The 25,749-nt window shown below is 73.0% G+C and carries 23 protein-coding genes; 16 read left to right on the top strand and 7 right to left on the bottom strand.

Features of this window, described 5'->3' with window-relative positions; genetic code table 11:
• Positions 1 to 16 precede the first annotated feature (16 nt).
• From M1R94_RS04635 to cofC, 5 genes are all read left to right on the top strand, one after another.
• Positions 17 to 823: an ABC transporter ATP-binding protein gene (locus M1R94_RS04635; protein WP_249380492.1), complete on the top strand. Its 807-nt coding sequence runs from the start codon at positions 17 to 19 to the stop codon at positions 821 to 823.
• Positions 820 to 3,366, top strand: coding sequence for an ABC transporter permease (locus tag M1R94_RS04630; protein WP_249380491.1), 2,547 nt, complete (start codon positions 820 to 822; stop codon positions 3,364 to 3,366). Before M1R94_RS04635 ends, M1R94_RS04630 begins: the two co-directional genes overlap by 4 nt.
• Positions 3,367 to 3,436: 70 nt before the next feature.
• Positions 3,437 to 4,438 (top strand): TIGR03557 family F420-dependent LLM class oxidoreductase, encoded by a 1,002-nt coding sequence (locus M1R94_RS04625; protein WP_249380490.1) that lies wholly within the window; start codon positions 3,437 to 3,439, stop codon positions 4,436 to 4,438.
• On the top strand, positions 4,435 to 5,247 hold the full coding sequence (gene cofE, locus M1R94_RS04620; RefSeq protein ID WP_249380489.1) for a coenzyme F420-0:L-glutamate ligase: 813 nt from the start codon (positions 4,435 to 4,437) through the stop codon (positions 5,245 to 5,247). The genes M1R94_RS04625 and cofE overlap by 4 nt, the downstream gene beginning before the upstream one ends.
• 20 nt (positions 5,248 to 5,267) lie before the next feature.
• Positions 5,268 to 5,903 (top strand): 2-phospho-L-lactate guanylyltransferase, encoded by a 636-nt coding sequence (gene cofC, locus M1R94_RS04615; RefSeq protein WP_249380488.1) that lies wholly within the window; start codon positions 5,268 to 5,270, stop codon positions 5,901 to 5,903.
• 2 nt (positions 5,904 to 5,905) lie between these two features.
• Here the strand turns inward: cofC and cofD are convergent, their stop codons facing one another.
• The 7 genes from cofD to M1R94_RS04580 all read right to left on the bottom strand — a co-directional run bounded on the left by cofD (position 5,906) and on the right by M1R94_RS04580 (position 13,713).
• Positions 5,906 to 6,916 carry a 2-phospho-L-lactate transferase gene (gene cofD, locus M1R94_RS04610; RefSeq protein WP_249380487.1) on the bottom strand — a complete coding sequence of 337 codons (1,011 nt, stop codon included), beginning with the start codon at positions 6,914 to 6,916 and terminating at the stop codon, positions 5,906 to 5,908.
• Positions 6,917 to 6,922: 6 nt separating this feature from the next.
• Positions 6,923 to 7,501, bottom strand: a complete 579-nt coding sequence (locus M1R94_RS04605; protein ID WP_249380486.1) for an HhH-GPD-type base excision DNA repair protein — start codon at positions 7,499 to 7,501, stop codon at positions 6,923 to 6,925.
• Between the two features lie 20 nt (positions 7,502 to 7,521).
• Entirely contained in the window at positions 7,522 to 8,295 is a 774-nt protein-coding gene (locus M1R94_RS04600) for a putative F420-0 ABC transporter ATP-binding protein (RefSeq protein WP_249380485.1), read from the bottom strand.
• Positions 8,292 to 9,371 (bottom strand): putative F420-0 ABC transporter permease subunit, encoded by a 1,080-nt coding sequence (locus M1R94_RS04595; protein WP_374109425.1) that lies wholly within the window; start codon positions 9,369 to 9,371, stop codon positions 8,292 to 8,294. The genes M1R94_RS04600 and M1R94_RS04595 overlap by 4 nt, the downstream gene beginning before the upstream one ends.
• The gene (locus M1R94_RS04590; RefSeq protein WP_249380484.1) at positions 9,368 to 10,372 is read right to left on the bottom strand and encodes a putative F420-0 ABC transporter substrate-binding protein; all 1,005 of its coding nucleotides are present in this window, start codon (positions 10,370 to 10,372) and stop codon (positions 9,368 to 9,370) included. Before M1R94_RS04590 ends, M1R94_RS04595 begins: the two co-directional genes overlap by 4 nt.
• Before the next feature lie 156 nt (positions 10,373 to 10,528).
• Complete coding sequence (locus M1R94_RS04585) at positions 10,529 to 12,238, bottom strand: GGDEF domain-containing protein (RefSeq protein WP_249380483.1); 1,710 nt, start codon at positions 12,236 to 12,238, stop codon at positions 10,529 to 10,531.
• Between the two features lie 134 nt (positions 12,239 to 12,372).
• The gene (locus M1R94_RS04580; protein ID WP_249380482.1) at positions 12,373 to 13,713 is read right to left on the bottom strand and encodes an aminotransferase class I/II-fold pyridoxal phosphate-dependent enzyme; all 1,341 of its coding nucleotides are present in this window, start codon (positions 13,711 to 13,713) and stop codon (positions 12,373 to 12,375) included.
• A gap of 195 nt (positions 13,714 to 13,908) precedes the next feature.
• Between M1R94_RS04580 and M1R94_RS04575 the strand changes: the two genes are divergently transcribed.
• From M1R94_RS04575 to M1R94_RS04525, 11 genes are all read left to right on the top strand, one after another.
• On the top strand, positions 13,909 to 14,757 hold the full coding sequence (locus M1R94_RS04575; RefSeq protein ID WP_249380481.1) for a nitrilase-related carbon-nitrogen hydrolase: 849 nt from the start codon (positions 13,909 to 13,911) through the stop codon (positions 14,755 to 14,757).
• Between the two features lie 25 nt (positions 14,758 to 14,782).
• Positions 14,783 to 16,201 carry a dihydropyrimidinase gene (gene hydA / locus M1R94_RS04570; RefSeq protein WP_249380480.1) on the top strand — a complete coding sequence of 473 codons (1,419 nt, stop codon included), beginning with the start codon at positions 14,783 to 14,785 and terminating at the stop codon, positions 16,199 to 16,201.
• 12 nt (positions 16,202 to 16,213) lie between these two features.
• Positions 16,214 to 17,245 carry a TIGR03842 family LLM class F420-dependent oxidoreductase gene (locus M1R94_RS04565; RefSeq protein ID WP_249380479.1) on the top strand — a complete coding sequence of 344 codons (1,032 nt, stop codon included), beginning with the start codon at positions 16,214 to 16,216 and terminating at the stop codon, positions 17,243 to 17,245.
• Positions 17,242 to 18,114, top strand: coding sequence for an ABC transporter permease (locus tag M1R94_RS04560; RefSeq protein ID WP_249380478.1), 873 nt, complete (start codon positions 17,242 to 17,244; stop codon positions 18,112 to 18,114). The genes M1R94_RS04565 and M1R94_RS04560 overlap by 4 nt, the downstream gene beginning before the upstream one ends.
• Positions 18,111 to 18,956 carry an ABC transporter ATP-binding protein gene (locus M1R94_RS04555; protein ID WP_249380477.1) on the top strand — a complete coding sequence of 282 codons (846 nt, stop codon included), beginning with the start codon at positions 18,111 to 18,113 and terminating at the stop codon, positions 18,954 to 18,956. The genes M1R94_RS04560 and M1R94_RS04555 overlap by 4 nt, the downstream gene beginning before the upstream one ends.
• Positions 18,953 to 19,762, top strand: coding sequence for an ABC transporter permease (locus M1R94_RS04550; RefSeq protein WP_249380476.1), 810 nt, complete (start codon positions 18,953 to 18,955; stop codon positions 19,760 to 19,762). Before M1R94_RS04555 ends, M1R94_RS04550 begins: the two co-directional genes overlap by 4 nt.
• 84 nt (positions 19,763 to 19,846) lie before the next feature.
• Positions 19,847 to 20,995, top strand: a complete 1,149-nt coding sequence (locus M1R94_RS04545) for an ABC transporter substrate-binding protein (RefSeq protein ID WP_249380475.1) — start codon at positions 19,847 to 19,849, stop codon at positions 20,993 to 20,995.
• A gap of 107 nt (positions 20,996 to 21,102) precedes the next feature.
• Positions 21,103 to 22,431 carry an aspartate aminotransferase family protein gene (locus tag M1R94_RS04540; RefSeq protein ID WP_249380474.1) on the top strand — a complete coding sequence of 443 codons (1,329 nt, stop codon included), beginning with the start codon at positions 21,103 to 21,105 and terminating at the stop codon, positions 22,429 to 22,431.
• Positions 22,425 to 23,183, top strand: coding sequence for an SDR family NAD(P)-dependent oxidoreductase (locus M1R94_RS04535; protein ID WP_249380611.1), 759 nt, complete (start codon positions 22,425 to 22,427; stop codon positions 23,181 to 23,183). Before M1R94_RS04540 ends, M1R94_RS04535 begins: the two co-directional genes overlap by 7 nt.
• A 511-nt stretch (positions 23,184 to 23,694) precedes the next feature.
• Positions 23,695 to 24,273 (top strand): NADPH-dependent FMN reductase, encoded by a 579-nt coding sequence (gene ssuE / locus M1R94_RS04530; protein ID WP_249380473.1) that lies wholly within the window; start codon positions 23,695 to 23,697, stop codon positions 24,271 to 24,273.
• Positions 24,274 to 24,345: 72 nt separating this feature from the next.
• Entirely contained in the window at positions 24,346 to 25,584 is a 1,239-nt protein-coding gene (locus tag M1R94_RS04525) for an acyl-CoA dehydrogenase family protein (RefSeq protein WP_249380472.1), read from the top strand.
• The last annotated feature ends 165 nt before the right edge of the window (positions 25,585 to 25,749 follow it).

The raw sequence follows: 25,749 nt of genomic DNA, 5'->3' as shown, positions 1-25,749 counted from the left end.
GAAGAACGGAACACCCATGCCTGAGACGGCCGCCGACCCCACCGCGGGGCCCATCGCCTCCGCACGTGACCTGGTCAAGATCTACGGGAAGGGGGAGACGGCCGTCCGTGCCCTGGACGGCATCAGCGTCGACTTCGGCCGCGGCGACCTCACCGCGATCATGGGCCCGTCGGGTTCCGGCAAGTCCACGCTGATGCACTGCATGGCGGGCCTGGACACCCCGACCTCGGGCACCGTCGTCGTCGACGGCGACGACGTCGGCCGGATGAAGCAGTCCCAGCTGACCCGACTCCGTCGCACCCGCCTCGGCTTCGTCTTCCAGGCCTTCAACCTGATCCCCACGCTCACCGCCGAGGAGAACATCACCCTCCCGCTGGACATCGCGCGGCGACCGGTCGACCGGGACTGGTTCGACACCGTCGTCGACGCGGTGGGCCTGCGCGACCGCCTCGACCACCGGCCCAGCGAGCTCTCGGGCGGGCAGCAGCAACGGGTCGCCTGCGCCCGCGCGCTCGCCTCGCGCCCCGCCGTGGTCTTCGCCGACGAGCCGACCGGGAACCTCGACTCACGCTCGTCAGGCGAGGTGCTGGGCTTCCTGCGGCGCTCGGTCGACGAGCTCGGCCAGTCGGTGGTCATGGTGACCCACGACCCGACGGCCGCCTCGTACGCGCACCGGGTCCTGTTCCTGGCCGACGGCCGACTGGTCGCCGAGCTCGCCGACCCGACCTCCGAGAGCGTCCTGGACGCCCTGCGCGACCTCGGTGCGGGCCGTGCCGAGCGTGACGCCCCGCCCGTCGCGGTCGGTCGGCGGGTCAGCCGGTGACCCGCGTCGCGCTCCGGGGGATCCGCAGCCACCTCGGCCGGTTCCTGCTGTCCGTCCTGGCGGTGCTGCTCGGCGTCGCCTTCGTCGCGGGCACCTTCTCGCTGCGCTCGATGATGTCGAGCACGTTCAGCGACATCGTCGAGTCCTCGCTCACGGGTGACGCGTACCTGCGTGGCTCGGAGGTCGCCGCCGGAGCCGCGCCGATGGGCCCGGGGGCCGAGGTCGCCGGCGACCGCAACCGCATCCCGTTGTCCCTCGTGCAGGACGTCGCCGACGTCGACGGGGTCGAGACGGTGATCCCCGACCTCACCGGACCCGCCGTGCTCGTCGGGGCGGACGGCACCGCCGTCGCCGGGGGCGGCGGGGCACCCAGCTTCGCGATCGGCCTGCACCCGGACGAACCAGCGGCCATCGTGGTGCAGGGCCGCGCACCGTCGGGACCCACCGAGATCGCGCTCGAGTCGGCGAGCCTGCGGGCCTCGGGGCTCGCCCTGGGCGACACCACCACCGTCGTGGTGGCCGGGGCGCTCGTGGAGGTCGAGGTCGTCGGGGAGGTGGCCTTCGGGGCCCCGGTCGCCGGCGCCACGATCGTCTTCCTCGACGTCGCGACCGCGACCACCGCCTACGCCCCGGACGGCCGTGTGGCCACCATCGCGGTGTACGCGTCCGAGGGGCTCGACGAGACGGAGGTCGTCGAGAGGCTGACGGCGGCACTGCCCGGCGGGTCCTCGGTCGAGGCCGCCACCGGAGCGGCCCTGCGCGCCGAGACCCAGGAGCAGATCCAGTCGGCCCTCGGCTTCGTCTCGACCTTCCTGCTCGTCTTCGCGGGCATCTCGCTCTTCGTCGGCGCCTTCATCATCAGCAACACCTTCCAGATGCTCGTCCGGCAGCGTCAGCGCGAGTTCGCGATGCTCCGGGCGATCGGTGCCTCGCCGCGCCAGGTCTTCACCTCGATCCTGGTGCAGGCCGGGGTCGTGGGGGTGCTGGGCTCGGTGCTGGGCGTGGGCGCAGGCGTGGGTCTGGTCGCGGCACTACGGGTGGTGTTCGCCCAGATGGGCATGGAGCTGTCCGGGCGCATCCCGCTGGACGGCTACACGGTGCTCGTCTCGGTGGTCACCGGGACCGTGGTGAGCCTCGTCGCGGCCGCGGTGCCTTCTCGACGGGCAGCGCTCACGCCGCCCGTCGAGGCGATGCGGGACGACGTCGTCGTCCACGACCGTGCCTCGACCCTGCGGGCGGCGCTCGGCGGCGTGCTCGTGGCGGGTGGGCTCGCAGCGGTCGGCATGGCGGTGGCGGACAGGGTGGACGAGCGCGGGACGGTGCTGGGCCTCGGTGCAGCCGCGGTGGTGCTGGGCGTCCTCCTGCTCGCACCGACAGTCGTCCCCGCTGCGCTCGGGGTGCTGGCCGCCCCGGCGGTCGCCCTGCTGCGTCCGCTGGGCGGTCTCGCCCGCGGCAACGTCACCCGCAACCCGAAGCGGACGGCGAGCACCGCCGGTGCCCTGATGATCGGGATGGCCCTGGTCGGTGCCGCGTCGGTGCTCGCGGCCTCGACCGAGGCCTCGACCCGCAGCATCGTCGACGAGGAGGCGACGGCCGACTACCTCCTGCAGTCGGCCACCGGGCAGGTCCCCGGTGGCCTGGCCCAGGAGGTCGCCGACCTGCCCGGGGTCCAGCGGGCGGACGCGCTGCACTTCTCGGTGGTCCTGGTCGGCGAGGACCAGGTGCTGGCCCTGGGGGTCGACCCCGCGATCTTCGGGACCTCGCTGGAGATCAACGTCGTGGACGGCTCGCTGGACCGGCTGGCCCAGGGCGAGCTCGCCGTGCAGAAGGCCGAGGCGGAGAGCCGCGGCTGGGTCGTCGGGGACACCGTCGACCTGCGCGGCAGCGAGGGGCGACGCACCGCGACGATCGGTGTCGTGGTCGACTCCCGGGCACTCGGGGTGCCGCTGATCCTGCCCGACGAGGTCTTCACCGCGGTCGTGGCCGCACCGGACGCGGCGATCGACTCGGTCTTCGTCGTCGCCGCGCCGGGAACCGACCTCGAGACGCTGCGGGAGGACCTGACCGCCGCAGCGCGACCGTACGTCGTGGTCTCGGTGATGGACGCCGAGCAGTTCGCCGACCGCATCGCCGACCAGGTCAACCAGATCCTGGTGATCCTCTACGCGCTGCTGGGCCTGTCGATCGTCATCGCGGTGCTCGGCATCGTCAACACCCTCGCGCTGTCGATCGCCGAACGGACCCGGGAGATCGGGCTGCTGCGCGCGGTCGGCCTGGGCCGGACCCAGCTCGCCTCGGTGGTCACCATCGAGTCGGTGCTCACGGCGGTCTTCGGCACCGTCCTGGGAGTCGTCGTGGGAGCCGGCCTGGCCTCGACCCTGCCGACCGTCTTCGCCGACGAGGGACTGTCGGTGCTGGTCGTGCCCTGGACCCAGCTCGGGGTGTTCCTGGGTCTGGCGGTGCTGGTCGGAGGGGTGGCCGCGGTGTGGCCGGCGATCCGTGCGGCGCGGATGGACGTGCTCGAGGCCGTCTCGTACGAGTGAGGGCACGCTCGGTAGGGTCGTCGCCGGGGCGGTGCGTCCGCCCCGGCGACGACCGACCGGGAGGTCATCCATGGCGGGGCTGACGATCGGCTACGCGGCGATGCTCGAGCAGTTCCATCCGCGCGAGGTCGTCGAGCTGTCCGTCCTGGCCGAGCAGCACGGCTTCTCGGGGGTGATGGCGGCCGACCACTTCCAGCCGTGGGTACCCCAGCAGGGGCACAGCGCCTTCGTCTGGAACGTCCTGGCCGCGCTGGGGGAGCGGACCTCGGGTGACATCGGCCCGGGGGTGACGGCACCGACGTTCCGTTGGCACCCGGCGATGGTGGCCCAGGCCTCGGCGACCCTGGGCGCGATGTACCCGGGCCGGCACTGGTTGGGGATCGGCTCGGGCGAGGCGCTCAACGAGCACGTCGTGGGTGGGTACTGGCCCGAGGCCCCCGAGCGCATCAACCGCATGTTCGAGGCCGTCGAGATCATCAACAAGCTCTTCTCGGCCTCGCTCGCGGGCAAGGACACCAAGCACACGGGACAGTTCTACAGGCTCGAGCAGACGCGGTTGTGGACCATGCCCGAGACCGCCCCCGAGATCCTGGTCGCGACCGCGGGTCCGGTCACCGCTCGCCGGGCGGGCCGGCACGCCGACGGGCTGATCACCGTGGGTGCACCCCTGGAGAAGATCGCCGGGCTGTTCGCGAGGTTCGACGCCGGGGCACGGGAGGGAGGCAAGGACCCCTCCACGATGCCCAAGGTGCTCCAGGTGCACCTGTCGTGGGCGGCCACCGACGAGGAGGCGATGGCGAACGCGCTGACGGAGTGGCCCAACGGGGGTATGCGGTTCCCCAAGGCCGACATCCGCTCACCCTTCGACTTCGAGCAGATGGCCAAGCTGGTACGGCCCGAGGACTTCGAGGGCCGCATGGTGGTCTCCGCGGACCCCGACGTGCACCGCGCGGCCATCCAGCGGTACGTCGACCTCGGCTTCGACCGGATCTACCTGCACAACGTGGGCCGCAACCAGCGTGAGTGGATCACCACCTTCGCCTCCGACGTGCTCCCCCGGCTCAGCCGGTGAGCGCGCTGACCGTGTGGGCCCCCGAGGGCATCGGGGAGGTCGTACCCGGTGACGACCTCGTCGAGCTCGTCGGTGCGGCCCTGGCAGGAGAGCAGCCCTGGGGTGCGCCGCGCGACGGCGACGTGGTGGTCGTCACCAGCAAGATCGTCTCCAAGGCCGAGGGTCGGGTCGTCGCAGCGGCCGACCGAGAGGCGGCGATCACGGCCGAGACGGTCCGCGTGGTCGCGACCCGCCAGCACCCGGGTGGGGTGACCCGGATCGTCGAGAACAGGCTCGGACTGGTGATGGCCGCGGCCGGTGTCGACGCCTCCAACACCGCTGCGGGCACGGTGCTGCTCCTCCCGCTCGACCCGGACGTGTCGGCGCGGCGGTTGCGCGCCGGCCTGCAGCAGCGCTTCGGCGCACGCCTCGGCGTCCTGGTGACCGACACCGCCGGGAGGCCGTGGCGGCACGGCCAGACCGACCTGGCGATCGGGGCGGCCGGCGTCACGGTCCTGGACGACCTGAGGGGGCAGGTGGACTCTCACGGACGTCCCCTCGAGGTGAGCATGGCAGCCGTCGCCGACGAGATCGCCGCCGCGGCAGAGCTCGTCAAGGGCAAGGCGACGGGCCGACCCGTCGCCCTGGTCCGCGGGGTGGGTCACCTGGTGACCGAGGGTGACGGTCCGGGCGCACGTGCGGTGGTGCGCCTGGGCCCGGGCGACATGTTCGCCCTGGGTAGCGAGGAGGCCTACGCCGAGGGCTGGAAGGACGCCGTGTCCCGTGCGGACGGTGTCGAAGGGCCACCCGTCCCCCGGCCCGGCGCATGACGGTGCCACGCTGGACGGTCGTGGTTCCCGTCAAGCTGGTCGCACAGGGCAAGACCCGGCTCGCAGGGACGCTCGAGCCTGCGGCGCGGGGGGCTCTCGTGACGGCGATGGCCCTGGACACGCTGGCCTCGGTCGCCGCGACGCAGGCGGTCGGGCGGGTGGTGCTGGTGACCGACGACCCCGGGTTGCGTCGCGCGGTCGTGGACCTGCCCGGGGCGTGGGTCCACGTGATGGAGGAGCCCGACGGGGGTGGTCTGAACCCCGCCCTGGCCGCGGGGATCCGGGAGGCCCGCCAGGCTGACCCGGGTCACGGAGTGGCAGTGGTCCTCGCGGACCTTCCCGGTCTGCGGCCCCACGACCTCGAGGAGGTCCTGCGGGCAGCGGCGGCTCATCCCCGCTCGGTGGTCAACGATGCCGAGGGCACCGGGACCACGGTGCTCGCGGCGCTGCCCGGGGTGGACCTCGAGCCCCGGTTCGGACCCGGATCGGCGGCCGCGCACCGCGCCGCGGGTCACGTCGCGCTCGTCCTGCCGGAGGGCTCGCCGGCACGTCAGGACGTCGACCTGCCGGCCGACCTCGCGTCCGTCGGCCGGATCGGTGTCGGGCCGCGCACGCGGGCCGTGCTCGACCGGTGGGCCGGGCGGCCGACGGGCTGACGTCAGGGCTCGCGGCCGACCAGCGCCAGGGCCTGGGCAGCGATCTCCGCGGTCGCCGCGACGTCGGTCATGAGCGTCGGGACGGCGCTCACCAGCCACCCCTGCCCGGCGAGGCCGAGCACACACCCGGAGTCAGCGGTGTCGACGAGCCACGCGTCGAGCAGCCCACCCGCCGAGCGCAGCCCGTAGTGCCGGGCCACGGCCGCGGCACTGGTCTCGACGCCCAGGGTGCGCAGGCAGGCGTCGGCCATGCCACGGACCGCCGCGCCCCCCACGATCGGTGAGACCCCGACCACGGGCGCCGGCGATCCCGCCAGGGCCGCGCGTACCCCGGGCAGGGCCAGGATCGTGCCGACCGAGACCACCGGGTTCGACGGTGGCAGCAGCACCACGTCGGTCTCGGTGAGCGCTGCCAGGACCCCGGGAGCCGGGACCGCTCCCTCGAGCCCGACCTGGACGAAGCGCAGTGCCGGCAAGGAGGCGCGGTACCGCACCCACCACTCCTCGAAGTGCATCAGCCGCTCGGGGCGAGGGGAGGTGCCGTCGTCGTCGGTGACCAGGACGTGGGTCTCGACCTCGTGGTCGGACATCGGCACGAGCCTGACCCCGGGCTGCCAGCGCCGGCACAACCGGTCGGTGACCTGCGACAGCGTGAACCCCTCGCGCAGCAGCTGGGTGCGGGCCAGGTGGGTGGCCAGGTCCAGGTCACCCAGGGTGAACCAGTCCCAGCCGAGGTCGTAGGCAGCCAGGTCGGTCGAGACGCGACGGGTCTCCTCGCGGCGTCCCCAGCCCTGCCCGGGGTGCACCGCGCCGCCCAGGGTGTACATCAGGGTGTCCAGGTCGGGACACACGCGCACGCCGTGCAGCCACATGTCGTCCCCGGTGTTGGCGACCACCGTCACCTCGGCCGTGGTGCCTCCCGAGCCGTCGGGCAGGCGCTCACGCAGCAGCGCGAGCAGCCCCAGGGTGAAGCGGGCACCGCCCACACCACCGGACAGCACCGTGATCCGCACGCCGACTCAGCCCTGGGACCGGGCGGCGGCCTTGAGGGCCCTCTTGGTCTCGCGGACCTCGAGCAGGCTCGACCCGTCGGTCACGTCGGCGATCGACCGACGCGCACCCTCCTCGCCGTAGGGGCCGGCGGCCTCACGCCACCCCTCGGGGCGCACGCCGCGCTGCTTGCCCAGCAGCGCCACGAAGATGCGGGCCTTCTGCTCGCCGAAGCCGGGCAGCGCGCGCAACCGCCGAAGCACCTCGCCACCGTCGGGGTCACCCTCGGACCACAGCCTGGTGACGTCGCCGTCGTAGCGCTCGACCAGGGCCGCGGCGACCGCCTGGATCCGCTGGGCCATCGAGCCCGGGTAGCGGTGCACCGCCGGCGGGGTCGCGCACATCGCGGCGAAGTCGTCGGGGTCGGCCCCCGCGACGCGGTGCACGTCCAGGCCACCCATCCGCTCGGCGATCTTGTGCGGGCCGGCGAAGGCGGTCTCCATCGCGACCTGCTGGTCCAGGAGCATCCCGATGAGCAGCGCGAACGGGTCGTCGTCGAGCAGCCGGTCGGCCTCGGGGTCACCGGTGAGCCAGAGGGTTGGTGTCATGGATCCATCGTGCCACCCGCTCATCGGGCGGTGAAGGTGAGTACCGGCCGGCCCGTCTCAGGATGGGTCAGCACCAGGCACCGCACCCCGTAGACCGGCTCGATCACCTCGGGCCGCAGCACCTCCTCGACGCTCCCGGTGGCCACGACCCGGCCGGCCCGCAGCAGCACGAGGTGGTCGCACGCCGCTGCAGCGAGGTTCAGGTCGTGCAGTGCGGCCACGACCGTCACGCCCCGCGCGGTGAGCCCGCCGACCACGGCAAGGGTGTCCAGCTGGGCGTGCACGTCGAGGTGGTTCGTGGGTTCGTCGAGCAGCAGGAGGTCGGGCTCCTGGGCCAGGGCGCGGGCCAGGTGCACCCGCTGCCGCTCGCCACCCGACAGAGTGCTCAGGCGGCGCTCGGCGAAGTGGCCGATCCCGGCCTCGGCCAGGGCCGTGGCCGCCACCGAGAGGTCGCGTGCGCTGAAACCGCCCCAGCGGGACGCGTGCGGCGTGCGTCCCAGCAGCACGGCCTCACGGACCGTCAGCGGAGAGGTGGTCGTGGCCTCCTGCTCGACCAGGGCGACCCTGCGGGCCCGGTCCCTGCGGGGAAGGCCGAGCAGGTCGACGTCGTCGAGCACCGCGTGCCCCTGGTCGGGCCGCTGTGCGCCGACGACCAGGCGCAGCAGGGTGGACTTCCCCGCCCCGTTGGGCCCCAGCAGACCCGTCAGCGCACCGCGTGGTGGGGTGCAGTCCACGCCGTCGAGGATCACGCGTCCGTCGACCGACCAGGCCAGGTGGTCGAGCCGCAGGCTCACGCGAGGTCTCCGCTGCTGCTGCGCCGCTGCCAGAGCAGGAAGGCGAACACGGGAGCGCCGAGGAAGGCCGTGACGATTCCCACGGGCAGCTCACGCGGGGCGAAGACGGTGCGGGCGACGGTGTCCGCCCAGACCAGGAAGGAGGCGCCCAGCAGTGCGGTGAGCGGCAGCAGCCGGCGGTGCCCGGCACCGACCACCAGACGCACGGCGTGGGGCAGGATCAGCCCGACGAAGCCGATCGAGCCGCTCACGGCCACCAGGCCACCGGTCAGCAGCGCGACGACCGTCAGCAGGCTCCACCGGGTGCGGGCCACCCCGATACCCAGGGCAGCGGCCGCCGTGTCGCCGAACGCGAACGCGTCCAGCGTCCGGGCGTTGGCGAGCAGCACGGGACCCAGGAGCAGCACCGCGGTGCCGGCGATGCTCACCGACCCCCACGTCGCCCCGCCGAGCGATCCCATCAGCCAGCTGAGGATCTCGCGGTAGGAGTCACCCGTGGCCGACCAGAAGATCACGAACGAGGTGGCTGCGGCGCACAGCTGGGCGACCGCGAGCCCGGCGAGCACCGTACGGGCCGGGGTGAGGGTGCCCAGCGACCCTGCCAGGGACAGTGCGGCGACGAGCGCCAGCACCGCCCCGGCGAACGCAGCGACGGGCAGCAGGACGGTGACACCGAGCACGAGGACCGCGACGGCACCCAGCGACGCCCCCGAGGAGAGTCCCAGCAGGTAGGGGTCGGCCAGCGGGTTGCGTGTCAGGCTCTGCATCACCGCGCCCGCCACCCCCAGCCCGGCTCCCACTGCCGCCGCTGTCAGCACCCGGGGGAGCCGTAGCTCCCACACGATCCCGTCGCGCAGCAGGCCCAGCGTCGGGTCCGGGCCGGGCGGCGCGGCCCCCAGGGCCACCGCGAGATGGTGCCCGAGCGATCGCCAGACGTCGGTCGGGGCGATGTCCGCCGGGCCGACGGTCACCGCGAGCGTCAGCGAGGCGAGCAGGAGCACACCCGCCCCGGTCATCGCCGCCCAGGTCGGGAGGCCTCGGGGGGCGGGGCGACGGGTCGGCGCCCGGTCGGTCATCCGGTGACGTCGAGGGTCTGCAGCTGGCGGACGACCTCGGCGACCGCGTGCACGTTGCGCACCCCCGCCTCGGTCGAGGCGAAGGGCAGCACGACGTAGCGCTCGTGACGTACCGCGTCGAGGTTCGCCGTGGCCGGGTTGCTGGCGAGCAGCTCGCGCTTGTGCTCTGCGGTGTTCCACGCCGAGTCGACCAGGACGATGACGTCGGGGTCGTCGGCGACGACCTGCTCCCAGCCGAACGAGGTCCAGGTGTCCTGGACCTCGGCCGCGACGTTGGTCAGCCCGGCGGCGTCCATGAGCATCTGCGGGGCGCCGATCCCGGCGCCGACGTAGGGCACGTCGGTGCCTGAGGAGTACCACAGGGCGGTCAGCCCGCGGTCGTCGGGCTCGACCCCGTCGAGCACCTCCTGCTGGGTCGCGACGAGCTCCTCGGCGGCCTCGGGCACGCCCAGGAGTCGGGCGACCTCGGTGACCTCGGCGAAGACCTCCTCGAAGGTGAGACGGTCGGGCTGGTAGGCGGGCTCCTTGCAGGCCGACGGCGAGACGTAGGTCGCGACGCCCAGGTCCGCGAGTGCCGCGCGCTCACCGGCCCCCTCGGCGGAGAAGCTGGACTCCCAGCCGGCGTAGACCAGGTCCGGCTCGGTCTCCAGGACCACCTCGGCCGAGGGGACCTGGTCCGAGAGCACCGGGAGCGCGGCGGCGGCCACGGCGAGGTCCTCGGGCGCGGGGCCGTCGGGGAACCCGGTGCCGACCACCCGGTCGCCGAGGCCCAGGGCGAGCAGCATCTCGATCGCGCTCGACTTGATCGCCACGACGCGCTGCGGGGGAGCGGCCACCGTGACCTCGGTGCCGCAGTTGTCGACGGTGACCGGGAAGCCGGTGACCGCGGGGGCCGCGGGGGCGGGAGGGTTGCCGACCTCCTGGGCGGTCGGTGGCGCGGCGGCGCAGCCGGCCAGGAGGGCGACGGCCAGCACGCCGGTGGCCGCCGTGCGACGGGTCACGCGGGGAACGGGGTGAGCGGGGCGGAGGTGAGCGGGCACAAGGGCTCCAGGGCTGAACGGGGCGTGGTGGGGCCGGACCAGCTGGCGACCGTGGATCACGGCCCAGGACCAGGCCGCGCGACCGGGCCAGTGCGGGGCCCAGGATCCGGTACCAGCCTAGGGGACCGCGAGCCCGGTGGTGTCGGCTCGACCATCGGCCGGTGCGCAGACCTCCGCCGGCGGGGCGAGGACGACCTGGTTGCGACCGCGCCCCTTGGCGGCGTACAGCGCGGTGTCCGCCCGGCGGAGCAGGTCGGCGACGTCGTGCCCCGCGGCGGCGGCGGTCACCCCGATGCTCACCGCGAGGCCGTACCCGGGCACCAGGTCCTCCCAGTCGCACGCGTTCACGACAGCCCGGATGCGGTCGCACGCCGCCCAGGCCGACGGGCCCTCGACGCCGTCGAGCAGCAGCGCGAACTCCTCGCCGCCGTAGCGCGCCGCGAGGTCGTTCGCCCGGACGGCCTCGCTCAGCAAGGCGCCGAGCCGGGTCAGCACCTGGTCGCCGACCTGGTGGGAGAAGTCGTCGTTGACCGCCTTGAAGTGGTCGATGTCGACGAGCGCGACGGCGAAGGGGCCGGTGTGGTCGGTGGTCCATGCCGTCAGGGCGACGTCCAGCGCGCGCCGGTTCGCCAGACCCGTCAGGGCGTCGTGGCTCGCCTCGTGGGACAGGCGGGCGTTGCGCTGCTCGAGCTCTGCGGTGCGGCGGCGAGCGGCCTCGGCCGCGCGCTCGGCGCGCTCGACCTCCATCCGCGAGCTCAGCAGCACGGCCCGGCGCTCGGCGACGGCGTCGCTGCGGCGCACGGTGAGGTCGTGCACCTCGTGCAGGGTGCGCAGGGCACCGACGACGTCGCCGCGACCCTCGTGCGCCTCGACCAGGGTCCGGAGCAGCTCGAGCCTCTCGGCGGGCCGGTCGAGCTCCTCGGCGAGGTCGAGCCCGTCGCACAGCTCGAGGACCGCCTCGTCGTGGCGGCCGAGCCGCACGAGCCACCCGCTGCGCACCCGGTGCAGGACCAGCTGCTGGCGGCTGGTGGGGAAGCGCTCGAGCATGGCCCGGGTCGTGTCCAGCACCCTCCCGGCGGCGGGGAGGTCGCCCGCGATCATCAGCGCTCCGACCACCGCGAGCCGCGCGTCGATCCCGGTGCGGCTCAGACCTGCGGCGTCGGCCTCCTCGACCGCCTGGCGGGCGATGCCCAGGGCGTGCCGGGCGGCGGTCCGTGCCCCCTGCGGGTTGTCCTCGACGAGTCGCGCGCTGGTCACCACGTAGGTCCGCGCGAGGCTGGTCAGGGCCATCGACGCCCGGTCGGGGTCGTCGGCCGCGAGCCACAGGCGGCGAGCGTCAGTCAGTGACTGCGCGGCCTGCGGGCCGAACTGCACCATCCCGGTGTACACGGTTCCCAGGCTGTGCAGGATCTCGGCCGAGCCCTGCGCGTCGCCCGCCTCGCGCCGGACCTCGAGCGCCCGGATCAGGAGGTCGACGGCGTCCTCGAGGTCGCCGAGCTCGTGACGGACCAGTCCCTGGCACGCCAGCGCCCGGGAGTGCCAGACGAGCTCGCCGCGCTCGCGGGCGATGGCCTCGGTCCGGGAGGCCGCCTCGAGGGCCGCGGCGTCGTGGGCGAGGTGGTGGTGGGCAACCGCGGCGTAGTAGCACAGCCGCATCTCGGCGTCGTCGTCGTTGCGCGCCCTGGCCAGGAGGATGGCCTCGGTCGAGCGCGCGGCGCAGGTCGGGGCGTCGGAGTCGCTGAGGAACTCGAGCTCCTCGACCAGGGCGTCCCAGTCGGGCAGCGGGGGGTCCGCGGTGGTCGCGCGCAGCTCGTCGACCGCGGACATGACCGTTGACCTCCCAGGACGGCGACGCGCAGCGGTGCGGTCGACCTGTCCGTCCCATCGGCAGCACACGTGCGGAGTTGAGTCCCCTGGGGCCGCGGGTGGGGCGTGCCGGTCGGGGCAGCCGGGACCCGTGATCAGGCAGCAGCCAGCGCGAGGATGCGGGCGACCGCCTCGACGTCGCCGCGCAACGAGCCGACGGTGACCCGCACGTGACCTGCGGTGGATGCGGCCCGTGCCCCCACGAGGAACGGGGTTCCCGGGGCCACCCGGATGCCGGCGGCCTCGAGCCGGACCAGCGCGGTCGCCTCGTCGGCCACAGGCAGCCACAGGTTGATGCCGTCCCCGGGGGTGACCACCACCCCGTGGGTCGCCAGGGCGGTGGTCAGAGCCCGTTGGCGCGCGTAGTAGATGCGCCGGGCCTCGAGCACCGTGCCGATCGCGCCCGGGTCGGTCATCAGGTCGACGAGCACCTCCTGCAGCAGCCTGCTGGTCCATCCGGGACCGAGCATGCGGCGCGCGACGAGGCCGTCGAGCACCGAGGCGGACCCGCCGACCGCGGCGATCCTCAGGTCGGGCCCGTGCGACTTGGAGTACGAGCGGATGTGGATCACCGACCCGGGCACGAGCGGGCCGAGGCTGGCGTCGCGCGCCGAGGAGATCTCACCCGAGTGGTCGTCCTCGATCACGTGGACGCGGGGGCCGTCGGCGCGCTCGCGCAGCACCCGGGCCAGCTCGCGGGCCCGGGTGGGGGTGAGGCTGACCCCGGTCGGGTTGTGGGCCCGGGGCTGGATCACCACCACGGTCGCCCCGGCCTCGAGGGCGGATGCGAGGCGGTCCGGGCGCATCCCGTGCCGGTCGAGGTCGACCGGCACGGCCTCGAGCCCGAACTGCTCGACCAGGTCGATCACCGGGGGGAAGCACGGGTTCTCGATCGCGACCCGGTCGCCGAACCCGGTGATCTGCTCCAGGACCCTGCTCATCGCGTCGACGGCACCGTCCACGACGGTGAGCCGCTCGGGCGGGAAGGGCCAGGAGGCTCTCAGCAGCCGTTCGAGCGGCTCGATCAGAGGTGCGGCGAGGTAGCTGCCCGTGGCTGCTGCCGGGTTCGAGCTCGCGACCCGTCGCAGGGTGGGCCCCAGGGGCGGCAGGAGCTCGGGGTCCGGGGTCCCGGTCGACAGGTCCAGGCGGGTCGCGGCGGCGCCGGTGGCCAGGTCGCGGTAGCGCGGAGGCAGCCAGCTCTGCGGCTCGGGCAGCACGTAGGTGCCCGCCCGGCCGCGGGTGCGGACCAGGCCGATGCCGGCCAGGGCCTTCCACGCACCGCTCACGGTCGCGGGGCTGACCCCGAGGTCGGTGGCCAGCGCACGCACGGTGGGCAGCCGGTCCCCGGCCTGGAGCTCACCCGACCGGACCAGCCGGGCGACCGCGGTGGCGATCCCGCGGGGGCTGCGGTCCTCGACGTGCCGGGCCAGGTCCATGGGGTCATCGTGCCGGTGATCGGGCGGTGAGCCGCACCCGACCCGAGGTTTTACCGCCCCGACACCAGCGTTCTCGTGACCGAAACGAGGAGAAACGCAGCAGAAATGTTCAACCCCGAGAGTCACATTACTGGCGACGGGGCCCGAGGCCGGTCCCCGGCCCCGGGTCGACGTCCGAGACGAGGCGGAGGACCCATGAGCGTGGTGCGTGTGGCACTGACCCAGACCCCCTGGACGGGCGACAAGGAGTCGATGATCGTCCGGCACGAGGAGTACGCCCGCGCGGCCGCAGCCCAGGGCGCGCAGGTCATCGCCTTCCAGGAGCTCTTCTACGGCCCGTACTTCGGGATCACCCAGGACCCCCAGTACTACGCGTACGCCGAGTCCGTGCCCGGGCCGACCGTCGACCGGTTCGCAGCCCTGGCCAAGGAGCTCGGCATCGTCATGGTGCTCCCGGTCTACGAGGAGGACCAGCCCGGTGTGCTCTACAACACGGCCGCGGTCGTCGACGCGGACGGCTCCTACCTCGGCAGGTACCGCAAGCACCACATCCCGCACCTGCCCAAGTTCTGGGAGAAGTTCTACTTCCGTCCGGGCAACCTCGGCTACCCGGTCTTCGACACCGCCGTCGGTCGCATCGGGGTGAACATCTGCTACGACCGCCACTTCCCCGAGGGCTGGCGCATGCTCGGCCTGGCCGGTGCGGAGATCGTCTTCAACCCCAACGCCACCGCCCCCGGGATCTCCAACCGGCTCTGGGAGATCGAGCAGCCGGCCGCCGCCATCGCCAACGGCTACTACGTGGCGGCCAACAACCGGGTCGGCTCCGAGGAGAACGAGTACGGCGACCAGGCCGTCGCCTTCTACGGCTCGTCCTACGTCGTCGGGCCCGACGGCGCGTTCGTGGGCGAGCTCGCGAGCTCGACCGAGGCGGGGCTGATCGTGCGTGACGTCGACCTCGGCGCGATCCGCACGGTGCGCGAGCGCTGGCAGTTCTACCGCGACCGTCGCCCTGACGCCTACGGCGCGATCGTGGCCCCCTGACCCGTCCCGACGTGAGGAGACCGACGTGAAGACCCTGATCAGCGGTGGCACGGTCGTCAACGCGACGGGACGCAGCCGCGCCGACGTGCTGGTCGACGGCGAGACCGTCGCGGCCGTGCTGGCTCCCGGCTCGACCCTGCTCGGCTTCGACGTGTCCGCCCACGTCGACCGGGTCGTGGACGCCACCGGGAAGTACGTGATCCCCGGCGGGATCGACGCCCACACCCACATGGAGCTGCCCTTCGGCGGCACCTCGGCCAGCGACACCTTCGAGACCGGCACCCGGGCCGCGGCCTGGGGCGGGACCACGACGATCGTCGACTTCGCCGTGCAGCGTGCGGGGGAGCGGGTCCAGGATGCGCTCGAGGCGTGGCACGCCAAGGCCGCAGGGCAGTGCGCGGTCGACTACGGCTTCCACCAGATCGTCGGCGGGGTCGACGCCGCCTCGCTCCAGGCCATGGAGGGGCTGCTCGACGAAGGGGTGTCGAGCTTCAAGCTGTTCATGGCCTACCCGGGGGTGTTCCTGAGCGACGACGGGCAGATCCTCCGAGCGATGCAGAAGGCCGCCGAGACCGGGCTGCTGACCATGATGCACGCCGAGAACGGACCGGCGATCGACGTCCTGGCCCAGCAGCTGGTCGAGGCGGGACGGACCGACCCGTACTTCCACGGCGTGGCACGTGCCTGGCAGATGGAGGAGGAGGCCACCCACCGCGCGATCATGCTGGCCGACCTGACCGGTGCCCCGCTCTACGTCGTGCACGTCAGCGCCAAGCAGGCCGTCGAGCAGCTCGCCGCGGCACGCGACCGGGGCCAGAACGTCTTCGGCGAGACCTGCCCGCAGTACCTGTACCTCTCGCTCGAGGAGCACCTCGGCGCCCCCGGCTTCGAGGGGGCCAAGTACGTCTGCTCGACCCCGCTGCGCTCCCGGGCCGAGGGGCACCAGGACCACATGTGGCGCGGTCTGCGGACCAACGACCTGCAGATGGTCTCGACCGACCACTGCCCGTTCTGCATGAAGGGTCAGAAGGATCTCGGGCTGGGCGACTTCACCAAGATCCCCAACGGCATCGGATCGGTCGAGCACCGGATGGACCTGATGTACCAGGGCGTGGTCACGGGGGAGATCAGCCTCGAGCGGTGGGTCGAGATCACCTCCACGACCCCCGCGCGGATGTTCGGCATGTACGGCACCAAGGGGGTGCTGGTACCGGGCGCCGATGCCGACGTCGTGGTCTACGACCCGGCCGGCCACACCTCGATCGGCTACGGCCGGACCCACCACATGAACATGGACCACTCGGCCTGGGAGGGCTTCGAGATCGACGGGCACGTGGACGTCGTGATGTCCCGCGGCAAGGTCCTGGTCGACCAGGGCGGCTACCACGGTCGCCCCGGCGACGGGAGGTTCGTCAGGCGCGGACTGTCCCAGTACCTGGTCTGAGAGGAGCACCCCATGGACTTCGGCGTCGTCCTGCAGACCAACCCCCCGGCCTCGCGCACGGTCGAGCTCGCCCGTCAGGCCGAGACCCACGGGTTCAGCCACGTCTGGACCTTCGACTCGCACCTGCTCTGGCAGGAGCCGTTCGTGATCTACTCGGCGATCCTGGCGGCGACCCGCAAGGTCGTCGTCGGCCCCATGGTGACCAACCCGGCCACGCGTGACTGGACGGTCCTGGCCTCCCTCCTCGCGACCCTGAACGAGATGTACGGCAACCGGACGATCTGCGGGATCGGCCGGGGGGACTCGGCCGTGCGGACCCTGAACGGTCGACCCAGCAACCTCGCGACCCTGCGCGAGTCGGTGCACGTGATCCGTGAGCTGGCCAACGACCGTGCCGTCGAGGTCAACGGCGTCACGGTCCGGTTCCCGTGGAGCACCGGGTCGACCCTGGACGTGTGGGTCGCGGCCTACGGCCCGCTGGCTCTGAGGCTGACCGGCGAGGTCGGTGACGGGTTCATCCTGCAGCTGGCGGACCTCGATGTCGCGGCCTGGATGATCAAGGCCGTCCGGGACGCGGCCGAGAAGGCCGGCCGGGACCCCGCGGCGGTGAAGTTCTGCGTCGCGGCCCCGATGTACGTCGGGGACGGAGACTCGCCCGCGGCACGCGCCCACATGCGTGAGCAGTGCCGGTGGTTCGGCGGGATGGTCGGCAACCACGTCGCGGACATCGTGACCAAGTACGGGCAGGGCTCGTCGGTGCCCAAGGCCCTCACGGACTACATCGAGGGCCGTCAGGGCTACGACTACAACCAGCACGGGCGGGCCGGGAACAGCCACGCGGGCTTCGTCCCGGACGAGATCGTCGAACGCTTCTGCCTGCTCGGCAGCGCGCGCGAGCACGTCCAGAAGCTCGAGGCGTTGCGCGAGCTCGGCGTCGACCAGTTCGCGGGCTACCTCCAGCACGACAACAAGGAGGAGACCCTGCGGATGTACGGCGAGCGGGTCATCCCCGCGCTGCGCGAGCACGTCGTGGCGACCGCATGAGGCGGCGCCTGGCCGACCTGGGTCTGGGGGTGGCGGCCCTGCTGGGGGTCGCGGCCACCTGGGAGCTGTACAAGCTGCTCGGCCCCGAGCAGGGCTGGAGCGTGCGCGAGGTGCGGGTGCTCCCGCGCACCACCGACCTGGCCATGCCGCACGTCTGGGAGATGCTGGGGCGCCTGCCCGAGCCGCTGACCGGTGCCCCCGGTGCCGTGCCGCTGTGGGTCGCGGTGCTCCAGGCCAGCGGGTTCAGCCTGGCCGTGGCCCTGGTCAGCTGGGTGCTGGGGGTCGTGGTGGGGTTCTGCTTCGCGGTGGGCATGCAGCGCTTCGCGCTGGTCGAGGCCGCGGTGCTGCCGCTCGTGGTGCTCAGCCAGACCGTCCCCCTGATCGCGCTGGCCCCGTTGGTCAAGGGCTGGGGAGGCCGGGTCGAGATCGGCGGCTTCGCCTGGCAGGGCTGGATGTCGGTCGCGGTGATCGCCTCCTACCTGGCGTTCTTCCCCGTCGCGGTGGGCGCCCTGCGCGGGCTCCAGTCGCCCGACTCGATCCATCGCGAGCTGATGCGGGCCTACGGCGCGGGCTGGTGGTCGACCCTGGTCCGCCTGCGGCTGCCGGCCAGCGTCCCCTACGTGCTCCCGGCCATCCGGCTGGCCGGTGCCAACGCCGTGGTCGGCACCATCGTCGCCGAGGTCTCGACCGGACTTCCCGGAGGTGTGGGACGGATGATCCTGGAGTTCGCCAACTTCGCGAGCAGCGACCCGGCCAAGCCGTGGGCACCCCTGCTGGGGGCGGTGCTCCTCGGGCTGCTCGTGGCGGGTCTCGTCTCGCTGGTCGGGCTGCCGCTCGGTCGCTACCGGCGTGCGGAGGTGACCGCATGAGCGCGGCGACCGCTGCCCAGGACCACCCGCGGGGTGCCGTCGCGGTGAGCGTCGAGGACGTGAGCCGGGTCTTCGGTGGCTCGGGCGGCGCGGTCACGGCCTTGGACCAGGTGGACCTGACCGTCGCCGCGGGGGAGTTCGTGTCCCTGATCGGCCCCTCGGGCTGCGGCAAGAGCACGCTGCTGCGGCTGGTCGCCGATCTCGACCGGCCCACCTCGGGCAGCATCAGTGTCTTCGGCCGCACTCCCGAGCAGGCGCGGCTGGCCCACGACTACGGGATCGCCTTCCAGCAGGCGGGGCTGCTGCCCTGGCGCACCGTGCGGGCGAACGTCGAGCTCCCGCTGGCTCTGCACGGTGTCGGCAAGGGCGGGCGTCGCGAGCGCGCCGGTCACCTGCTCGACCTGGTGGGCCTGGCCGACTTCGGCGACCACTTCCCCGACCAGCTCTCGGGCGGCATGCAGCAGCGCGTCGCGATCGCCCGGGCCATCGCCGAGGAGCCGAGCCTGCTCCTGATGGACGAGCCCTTCGGGGCGCTGGACGAGATGACTCGCGAACGGCTCCAGGTCGAGCTCGTCCGGCTGTGCGCCCAGACGCGGGCGGCGGTGGTCTTCGTGACCCACTCGATCCCCGAGGCCGTGTTCCTGTCCGACCGGGTCGTGGTGATGTCGGCCCGACCGGGTCGGATCCAGGAGGTCGTGGACATCGGGCTGGGGCGTGGCACCGAGCGCGAGGAGGGCCTGCGGGAGGACACCTCGTACTTCGAGTCGGTCACACGCGTGCGAGAGGCCCTGCACGGGGGCTCAGGGGCCGGTGCCACCGTGCGTGGGGCGGAGCTGCGGTGAGCGCGTCGGGCGGCACCGCCGTGGTGGTGGCCGTGCGGGGCACGGCCCTGCGCGTGCTCGCACCCGTGATCCTCGCGGGACTGCTGCTGGTCGGGTGGCAGGCTGCCGTGGACCTCGGTGAGATCCCGCCGTTCCTCCTGCCGAGCCCGCGGGCGATCGGCGGCGAGCTGGTCGCGATGTGGCCCACGATCAGCGGCGCGATCGTGGTCACCGGGACCAACGCCGCCGTCGGCCTGGCGCTCGGTGGCCTGCTCGGCATCGGTGCGGCGGTGCTGGCAGGCCTGCTGCGCACCGCCGACCGGCTGCTGGCACCGCTCGTCGCCGGACTCGCCGTCGTGCCGATCGTCGCCCTCGCCCCGGTCCTGTACACGATGTTCGGTGCGGCCTCCGAGGTCGCCCGGCAGGTCGTGGCAGCGGTCGCGGTGCTGGTCCCGGTCTTCGTCAACACGCTGCGGGGCCTGCGCCAGGTCCGGCCGGTGCACCGTGACCTGATGCGGGTCTACGCGGCCACCCCTGGCCAGGTCACCCGCACCGTCACCGTTCCGGCGGCACTGCCGTTCGTCTTCACGGGGCTGCGCCTGGCCTCGTCGCTCGCGGTGATCTCCGCGATCGTCGCGGAGTACTTCGGTGGCCCCCGGACGGGCATCGGCTCGTTCATCACGACCGCGGCCGCCGGGAGCAACTACGCACGCGCCTGGTCCTTCGTGCTCGGCGGGGTGATCGTCGGACTGGTCTTCTACGGCACCACGCTGGCCGCCGAGCACCTGGTCAGGCGGCGGTCGGGGCCCTCCGGGCGACCCGGATGAGCCCGCTCGAGAGGTCCGCCTGCCGATGGCGTCAGGCCGGTCAGACATCAGCACGGACCCGACAGGCACGAGGAAGGCGATGACATGAGGATCAACAGCGGCATCTCGCTGCGGGCGGGCCTGGTGGGCACGCTCGCGGCGGTGGCCCTCGCGGGCTGCGCGAGCACCACCTCGGACGACGACGACGGCGGCGCGGCCACGGCGGACCTCACCCCGGTCACGCTGCAGCTGCAGTGGTTGACCCAGGCGCAGTTCGCGGGCTATTACGCGGCCCTCGACCAGGGCTACTACGAGGAGGAGGGGCTCGACGTCTCCATCCTGCCCAGCGGCGGTGACGTCGTCCCCCAGGACGCCCTGGCCAACGGGGAGGTGGACTACGCGATCGCCTGGGTGCCCAAGGTGCTCGGCTCGATCGAGCAGGGCGCCCAGATCACGGACGTGGCGCAGGTCTTCGAGCGCTCGGCCACGCTCCAGGTGTCCTTCGCCGACGCGGGGATCGACTCGGTCGCCGAGCTCGACGGCAAGAAGATCGGCAGCTGGGGCTACGGCAACGAGTGGGAGCTCTTCGCCGGGCTCAACCGGGCCGGGGTCACCGACGTCGAGATCATCCAGCAGGCCTTCGACATGAACGCCTTCCTGGCCGGTGACATCGACGCGGCCCAGGCGATGACCTACAACGAGTACGCCCAGCTGCTCGAGTCCGAGAACCCCGAGACGGGTGACCTGTACCAGCCCGAGGACTTCTCCGTCATCGACTGGAACGAGGAGGGCACGGCGATGCTCCAGGACGCGATCTGGGCCGACGCGACCCGGCTGGCCGACGACGAGGAGTACGCCGAGACGACCGTGAAGTTCCTCAAGGCCTCGATCCGGGGCTGGGTCTTCGCGCGGGACAACCCCGAGGAGACCGCGGAGATCGTCACGGCCGCGGGCTCGACCCTGGGGGCCAGCCACCAGCTGTGGATGACGAACGAGGTCAACAAGCTCATCTGGCCGAGCACCACCGGCGGGATCGGCATGGTCGACCCCGCCGCGTGGGAGGCGACGGTCGAGATGTCGCTGGAGACGTCCAACGAGACGGGGGCGACCATCATCAGCACCGAGCCGCCGTCGACGGCATACTCGAACACCTACATCGAGCAGGCGCTCGCCGAGCTCGTCGAAGACGGTGTGGACGTGACGGGCGACGGCTTCGAGCCGCTCTCCGTGACCCTCGCCGCCGGCGGGAGCTGACCGACGGCCCGCTGCGTGCGGGGGCCGGCGACGGTCCCCGCACGCAGCCCGGCGGGCGCCGAACCTCGGGTGGTTCCCACCGCCCACGACTCCGTGAAGGGTGCGACATGACCGACCTCTCACCACAGGACGGCGAGACGGCCGTACGGCTGGACCGCGCGCACGTCTTCCACTCATGGTCGGCGCAGGGTGCGCTGGCGCCCCTGGCGATCGCCGGTGGGCTCGGCAGCGAGGTGTGGGACTTCGAGGGTCGTCGGTACCTGGACTTCGCCAGCCAGCTCGTGAACGTCAACATCGGGCACGCGCACCCTGCGGTGGTCGCCGCGATCACCGCCCAGGCCCAGGTGCTGCCGACGGTCGCGCCCCCGCATGCCAACCTGACCCGTGGACGGGCGGCCGAGGCGATCGTCGCGCACGCCCCGCCGGGCATGTCCAAGATCTTCTTCACCAACGGGGGTGCGGACGCCAACGAGAACGCGATCCGGATGGCGCGGCTGCACACCGGGCGTGACAAGGTCCTGTCGGCCTACCGCTCGTACCACGGCAACACCGGTGCGGCGGTCGTGGCCACGGGGGACTGGCGGCGGGTCCCGAACGAGTTCGCCCGGGGCCACGCCCACTTCTTCGGCCCGTACCTGTACCGCACCGACTTCTGGGCCACGACCCCCGAGCAGGAGACCGAGCGGGCGCTGTACCACCTGGCCCGGGTGATCGAGGCCGAGGGTGCGGGATCGATCGCGGCGGTCCTGCTCGAGACGGTGGTGGGAACCGGCGGGGTGCTGGTCCCACCCCCCGGGTACCTGGCGGGGGTGCGGGCGCTGGCCGACAGGTACGGCATCCTGCTGATCCTGGACGAGGTCATGGCGGGGTTCGGTCGGACGGGGGCCTGGTTCGCCCTGGACCACTTCGACGTGCGACCCGACCTGATCACCTTCGCCAAGGGGGTCAACTCGGGGTACGTCCCGGTCGGTGGGGTGGTGATCTCGGACGAGGTTGCCGCGACCTTCGACGAGCGGGTGTTCCCCGGCGGGCTGACCTACTCGGGGCACCCGTTGGCGATGGCGTCGGTGGTCGCGACCCTCGAGGCGATGGCGCGCGAGGGCGTCGTGGAGCATGCGGCCCGGATCGGCGCCGAGGTCCTGGGCCCCGGGCTGGCCGACCTGGCGGATCGGCACCCGGTGGTGGGTGACGTCCGCGGGCTCGGGGTCTTCTGGGCCCTCGAGCTGGTCGTGGACCGCACCACCCGGGAACCGTTGCCTGCCGCTGCGATGGGGCGGCTCAAGGGCCTGCTCCTGGAGGGCGGTCTGCTGCCCTTCCTGGTGGACAACCGCATCCATGTGGTCCCGCCGTGCGTGGTCACGTCGGACGAGGTGGCCCGCGCACTGAGCATCTACGACCACGCCCTGACCCAGATCGAGAAGGAGCTCCCATCGTGACCGAGCAGGTGCTGCGTGCCGTGGTGACCGGTGCGTCGTCGGGGATCGGTGCCGCCACGGTGCGCCGCCTGCGCGCCGAGGGGTGGGAGGTCGTCGCGGTGGCGCGGCGGGCCGACCGGCTCGCGGACCTCGCCCGGCAGACCGGTGCGGTGGCCCGCCCAGCAGACGTGACCTCGGACGAGGACGTCGCCGCGCTGGTCGCCGAGGTCGTCGACGGCGGACCGGTCCACGCGGTGGTGAACAACGCCGGCGGGGCCCTGGGTACCGACCCGGTGGCGAGCGGCTCGCTCGCGGACTGGCGCCAGATGTACGAGCTCAACGTGCTCGGCACGCTGCGGGTGACCCAGGGCTTCCTGCCGGCGCTGCGGGCCTCGGGCCGCGGTGACGTTCTCGTGCTGACCTCGACCGCTGCCCACGGCACCTACCCCGGGGGTGGCGGCTACGTCGCGGCCAAGCACGCCGAGCGTCAGATCGCCGCGACCCTGCGGCTCGAGCTGGTGGGGGAGCCGGTGCGGGTGATCGAGATCGCTCCCGGGATGGTGCACACCGAGGAGTTCTCGTTGACCCGGTTCCGCGGCGACCGGGCCGCGGCGGATGCCGTCTACGCGGGGGTCGACCAACCGCTGGTCGCGGACGACGTCGCCGACGCGATCGTCTGGGCGCTGACCCGTCCGCACCACGTCAACATCGACTCGATGGTGGTGCGCCCTCGCGCCCAGGCCTCCAACACCACGGTCGCCCGCCGCGCCTGACGCTGCTCGCATCCTGAGACGCGTCTCACCATGCGAATGGGCCCTTGGTCGCAGGGGTGACTCCTGTCATGGTCATGCCATGACTTCCGACCGGCTGCCGACCGTGACGCGCAACCACTGCGCTGCACGAATGTGCATGTCCGCGGGAGCCTCGGCCGCGTCCTGTCTCTGACACGACCCGCCTGCGACCTCACGTCGCCCCCTCCCGGTCGCTGACCACAGGTCAGCCCGTCCACCGCTCGGTGGACCAGCACCGGAGGCCGTAGCTCCCCTTCCCCCAGGACCCCGCCTCGCATCGTCGACCCCGGGGTCCCCCACCCGCTCCCCGGTGGAGAGCGGCGCGCGCCCGTCCGATCCTGGGCGTCGCGTGCCCTCCGTGCACCTCCGTGCACCTCCGTGCAACCTCGGGGTCGCTCGGGTGCACCTCTCGACCCCGCCCCCCGACCCCTCCTGACCCTCACCACCCGCACCGGACGACGCTCTGCCTCGTCCCGACCGAAGGACACGACCGATGGCCTCCATCCTGATCCTCACCGGCAGCCCGTCCGCCCGCTCCCGGACCTCCGCGCTGGCCCTGCACGTCGGTGACGAGCTGGCCGCCGACGGCCACGACGTCCAGGTGATCCACCTGCGCGAGCTCCCGGCGGGGGCCCTGCTGAGTGCCGACACCACCGACCCGGACATCGCCCACGCCGTCCGCGCGGTGATCGGCGCGGACTCCCTCATCGTGGCCACGCCGATCTACAAGGCCTCGTACTCGGGGCTGCTCAAGGTCTTCCTCGACCTCCTCCCGCAGTCGGCGCTGCAGGGCAAGGCCGTGCTCCCGCTCGCGACCGGAGGCACGGTGGCCCACCTCCTCGCGATCGACTACTCGCTGCGACCGGTCCTCGTCTCGCTCGGAGCGCGGCACATCACCACCGGACGGTTCGTGCTCGACACCGACATCGACCACCTCTCCGGGGGGCCCGTGCTGGTCGCCGACGCGACCCGGCAGTGCGTGGCGCGCACCGCCGAGGCCTTCCGTGCGGCCCTGGGCGACGTCGTCCAGGTCCCTCGCCAGACGGCGGCCTACGTCGCCGCCTCCGCCTGATCCGGCACCGACCGGACCGATCCGTCCCGCGGCGCCGCCGTGGGGTGTCACCACACCATGCAGGGGGAACTCATGACCATCACCACAGCGCAGGCCGTCGCGGCCTCGCCCTGGGCGGACCGCGAGCGGCCCGCGACACCGCAGCAGTGGATCCGCAGGGCCGAGGAGGTCGCCGCGATCCTTGCGGTCGACGCGGTCCAGCGGGACCGCGAGCTGCTGACCCCGTACGACGAGGTCGGCCTGCTCAAGCAGTCCGGGCTGGTCACCCTGCTCGGTCCGGCCCCGCAGGGGGGCGCCGGGCAGAGCTGGGCGACCGCGTACCAGGTGATCCGCCGGGTCGCGGCGGGGGACGGCTCGATCGGGCAGCTGCTCGGGTACCACTACCTGTGGTCGCAGCTTCCGGCCTTCTACGGGACCCTCGGCCAGGCCGAGCAGATCATCGCGACCTCTACCCGCGAGGGCTGGTTCTTCGGCGGAGCCGTCAACCCGCGTGACGACGACCTGATCGCGGTCGACACCGGCGACGACCTGTCGTTCACGGGCGCGAAGACCTTCTCGACCGGGTCGAAGGTCTCCGACGTCACCTGGCTCGAGGCGGCGGTCGCCGGCCACGACGAGCACATCTTCGCCCTCGCTCCCTCCGACCACCCGGGCATCACCTTCCACGACGGCTGGGACGCCCTGGGCCAGCGGCTCACCGAGTCCGGCAGCGTGACGGTCACCGACGTGGTCCTGCCGTGGTCCGCGGCCCTCGGCTGGGTCGACAAGCAGTTCCGTCCGCGCACCTACAACACCCTCACACTCCCCGCGATCCAGCTGGTCTTCACCAGCTTCTACCTGGGGATCGCCTCGGGCGGGCTGCAGACCGCCCTGGAGTACACCCGGGAGCGGACGCGACCCTGGCCCTACGGGGGTGACGATCGCGAGCGGGCCGCGGACGAGCCCTACATCCTGGACACCTACGGGGACCTGCAGTCCAAGCTCTGGGCGGCGCAGGCCCTGGCCGACCAGGCCGGCGATGCCATCGAGGAGCTCCACCTGGACCCTGACGGGCTGACGCCGCGGGCCCGCGGGGAGGTCGCGGTCCTCATCGCCGCCGCCAAGCAGCGCGCCGTCGACGTGGGCCTCGAGATCGGCACCCGGGTCTACGAGGTCACCGGGGCACGCGCGACAGCGAGCGCGGTCGGGCTCGACCGGTTCTGGCGCAACGTCCGCACGCACTCCCTGCACGACCCGATCGCCTACAAGCGGCGGGAGGTGGGCGTCTTCGCCCTCCTCGACGAGGTGCCGGAGCCGACGTGGTACACGTGACGCGTCGTCCCATGCCCTAGGTGTCGTCCGTCCGGGAGCACGCGCTCCCGGACGGGCGGCACCCGCCCCGCCGCCCCCCGGCACCCGCCGCCACCCGGCACCCGTGACCGCACCGGGCGCCCCCGGGTGCGCCCGCAGACCACCGACCCGCCTGTCCGTGACCCC

This window comes from Actinotalea alkalitolerans (assembly GCF_023369855.1).
Taxonomy (GTDB): Bacteria; Actinomycetota; Actinomycetes; order Actinomycetales; family Cellulomonadaceae; genus Actinotalea.
This window is presented reverse-complemented; position numbering and strand designations above follow the sequence as displayed.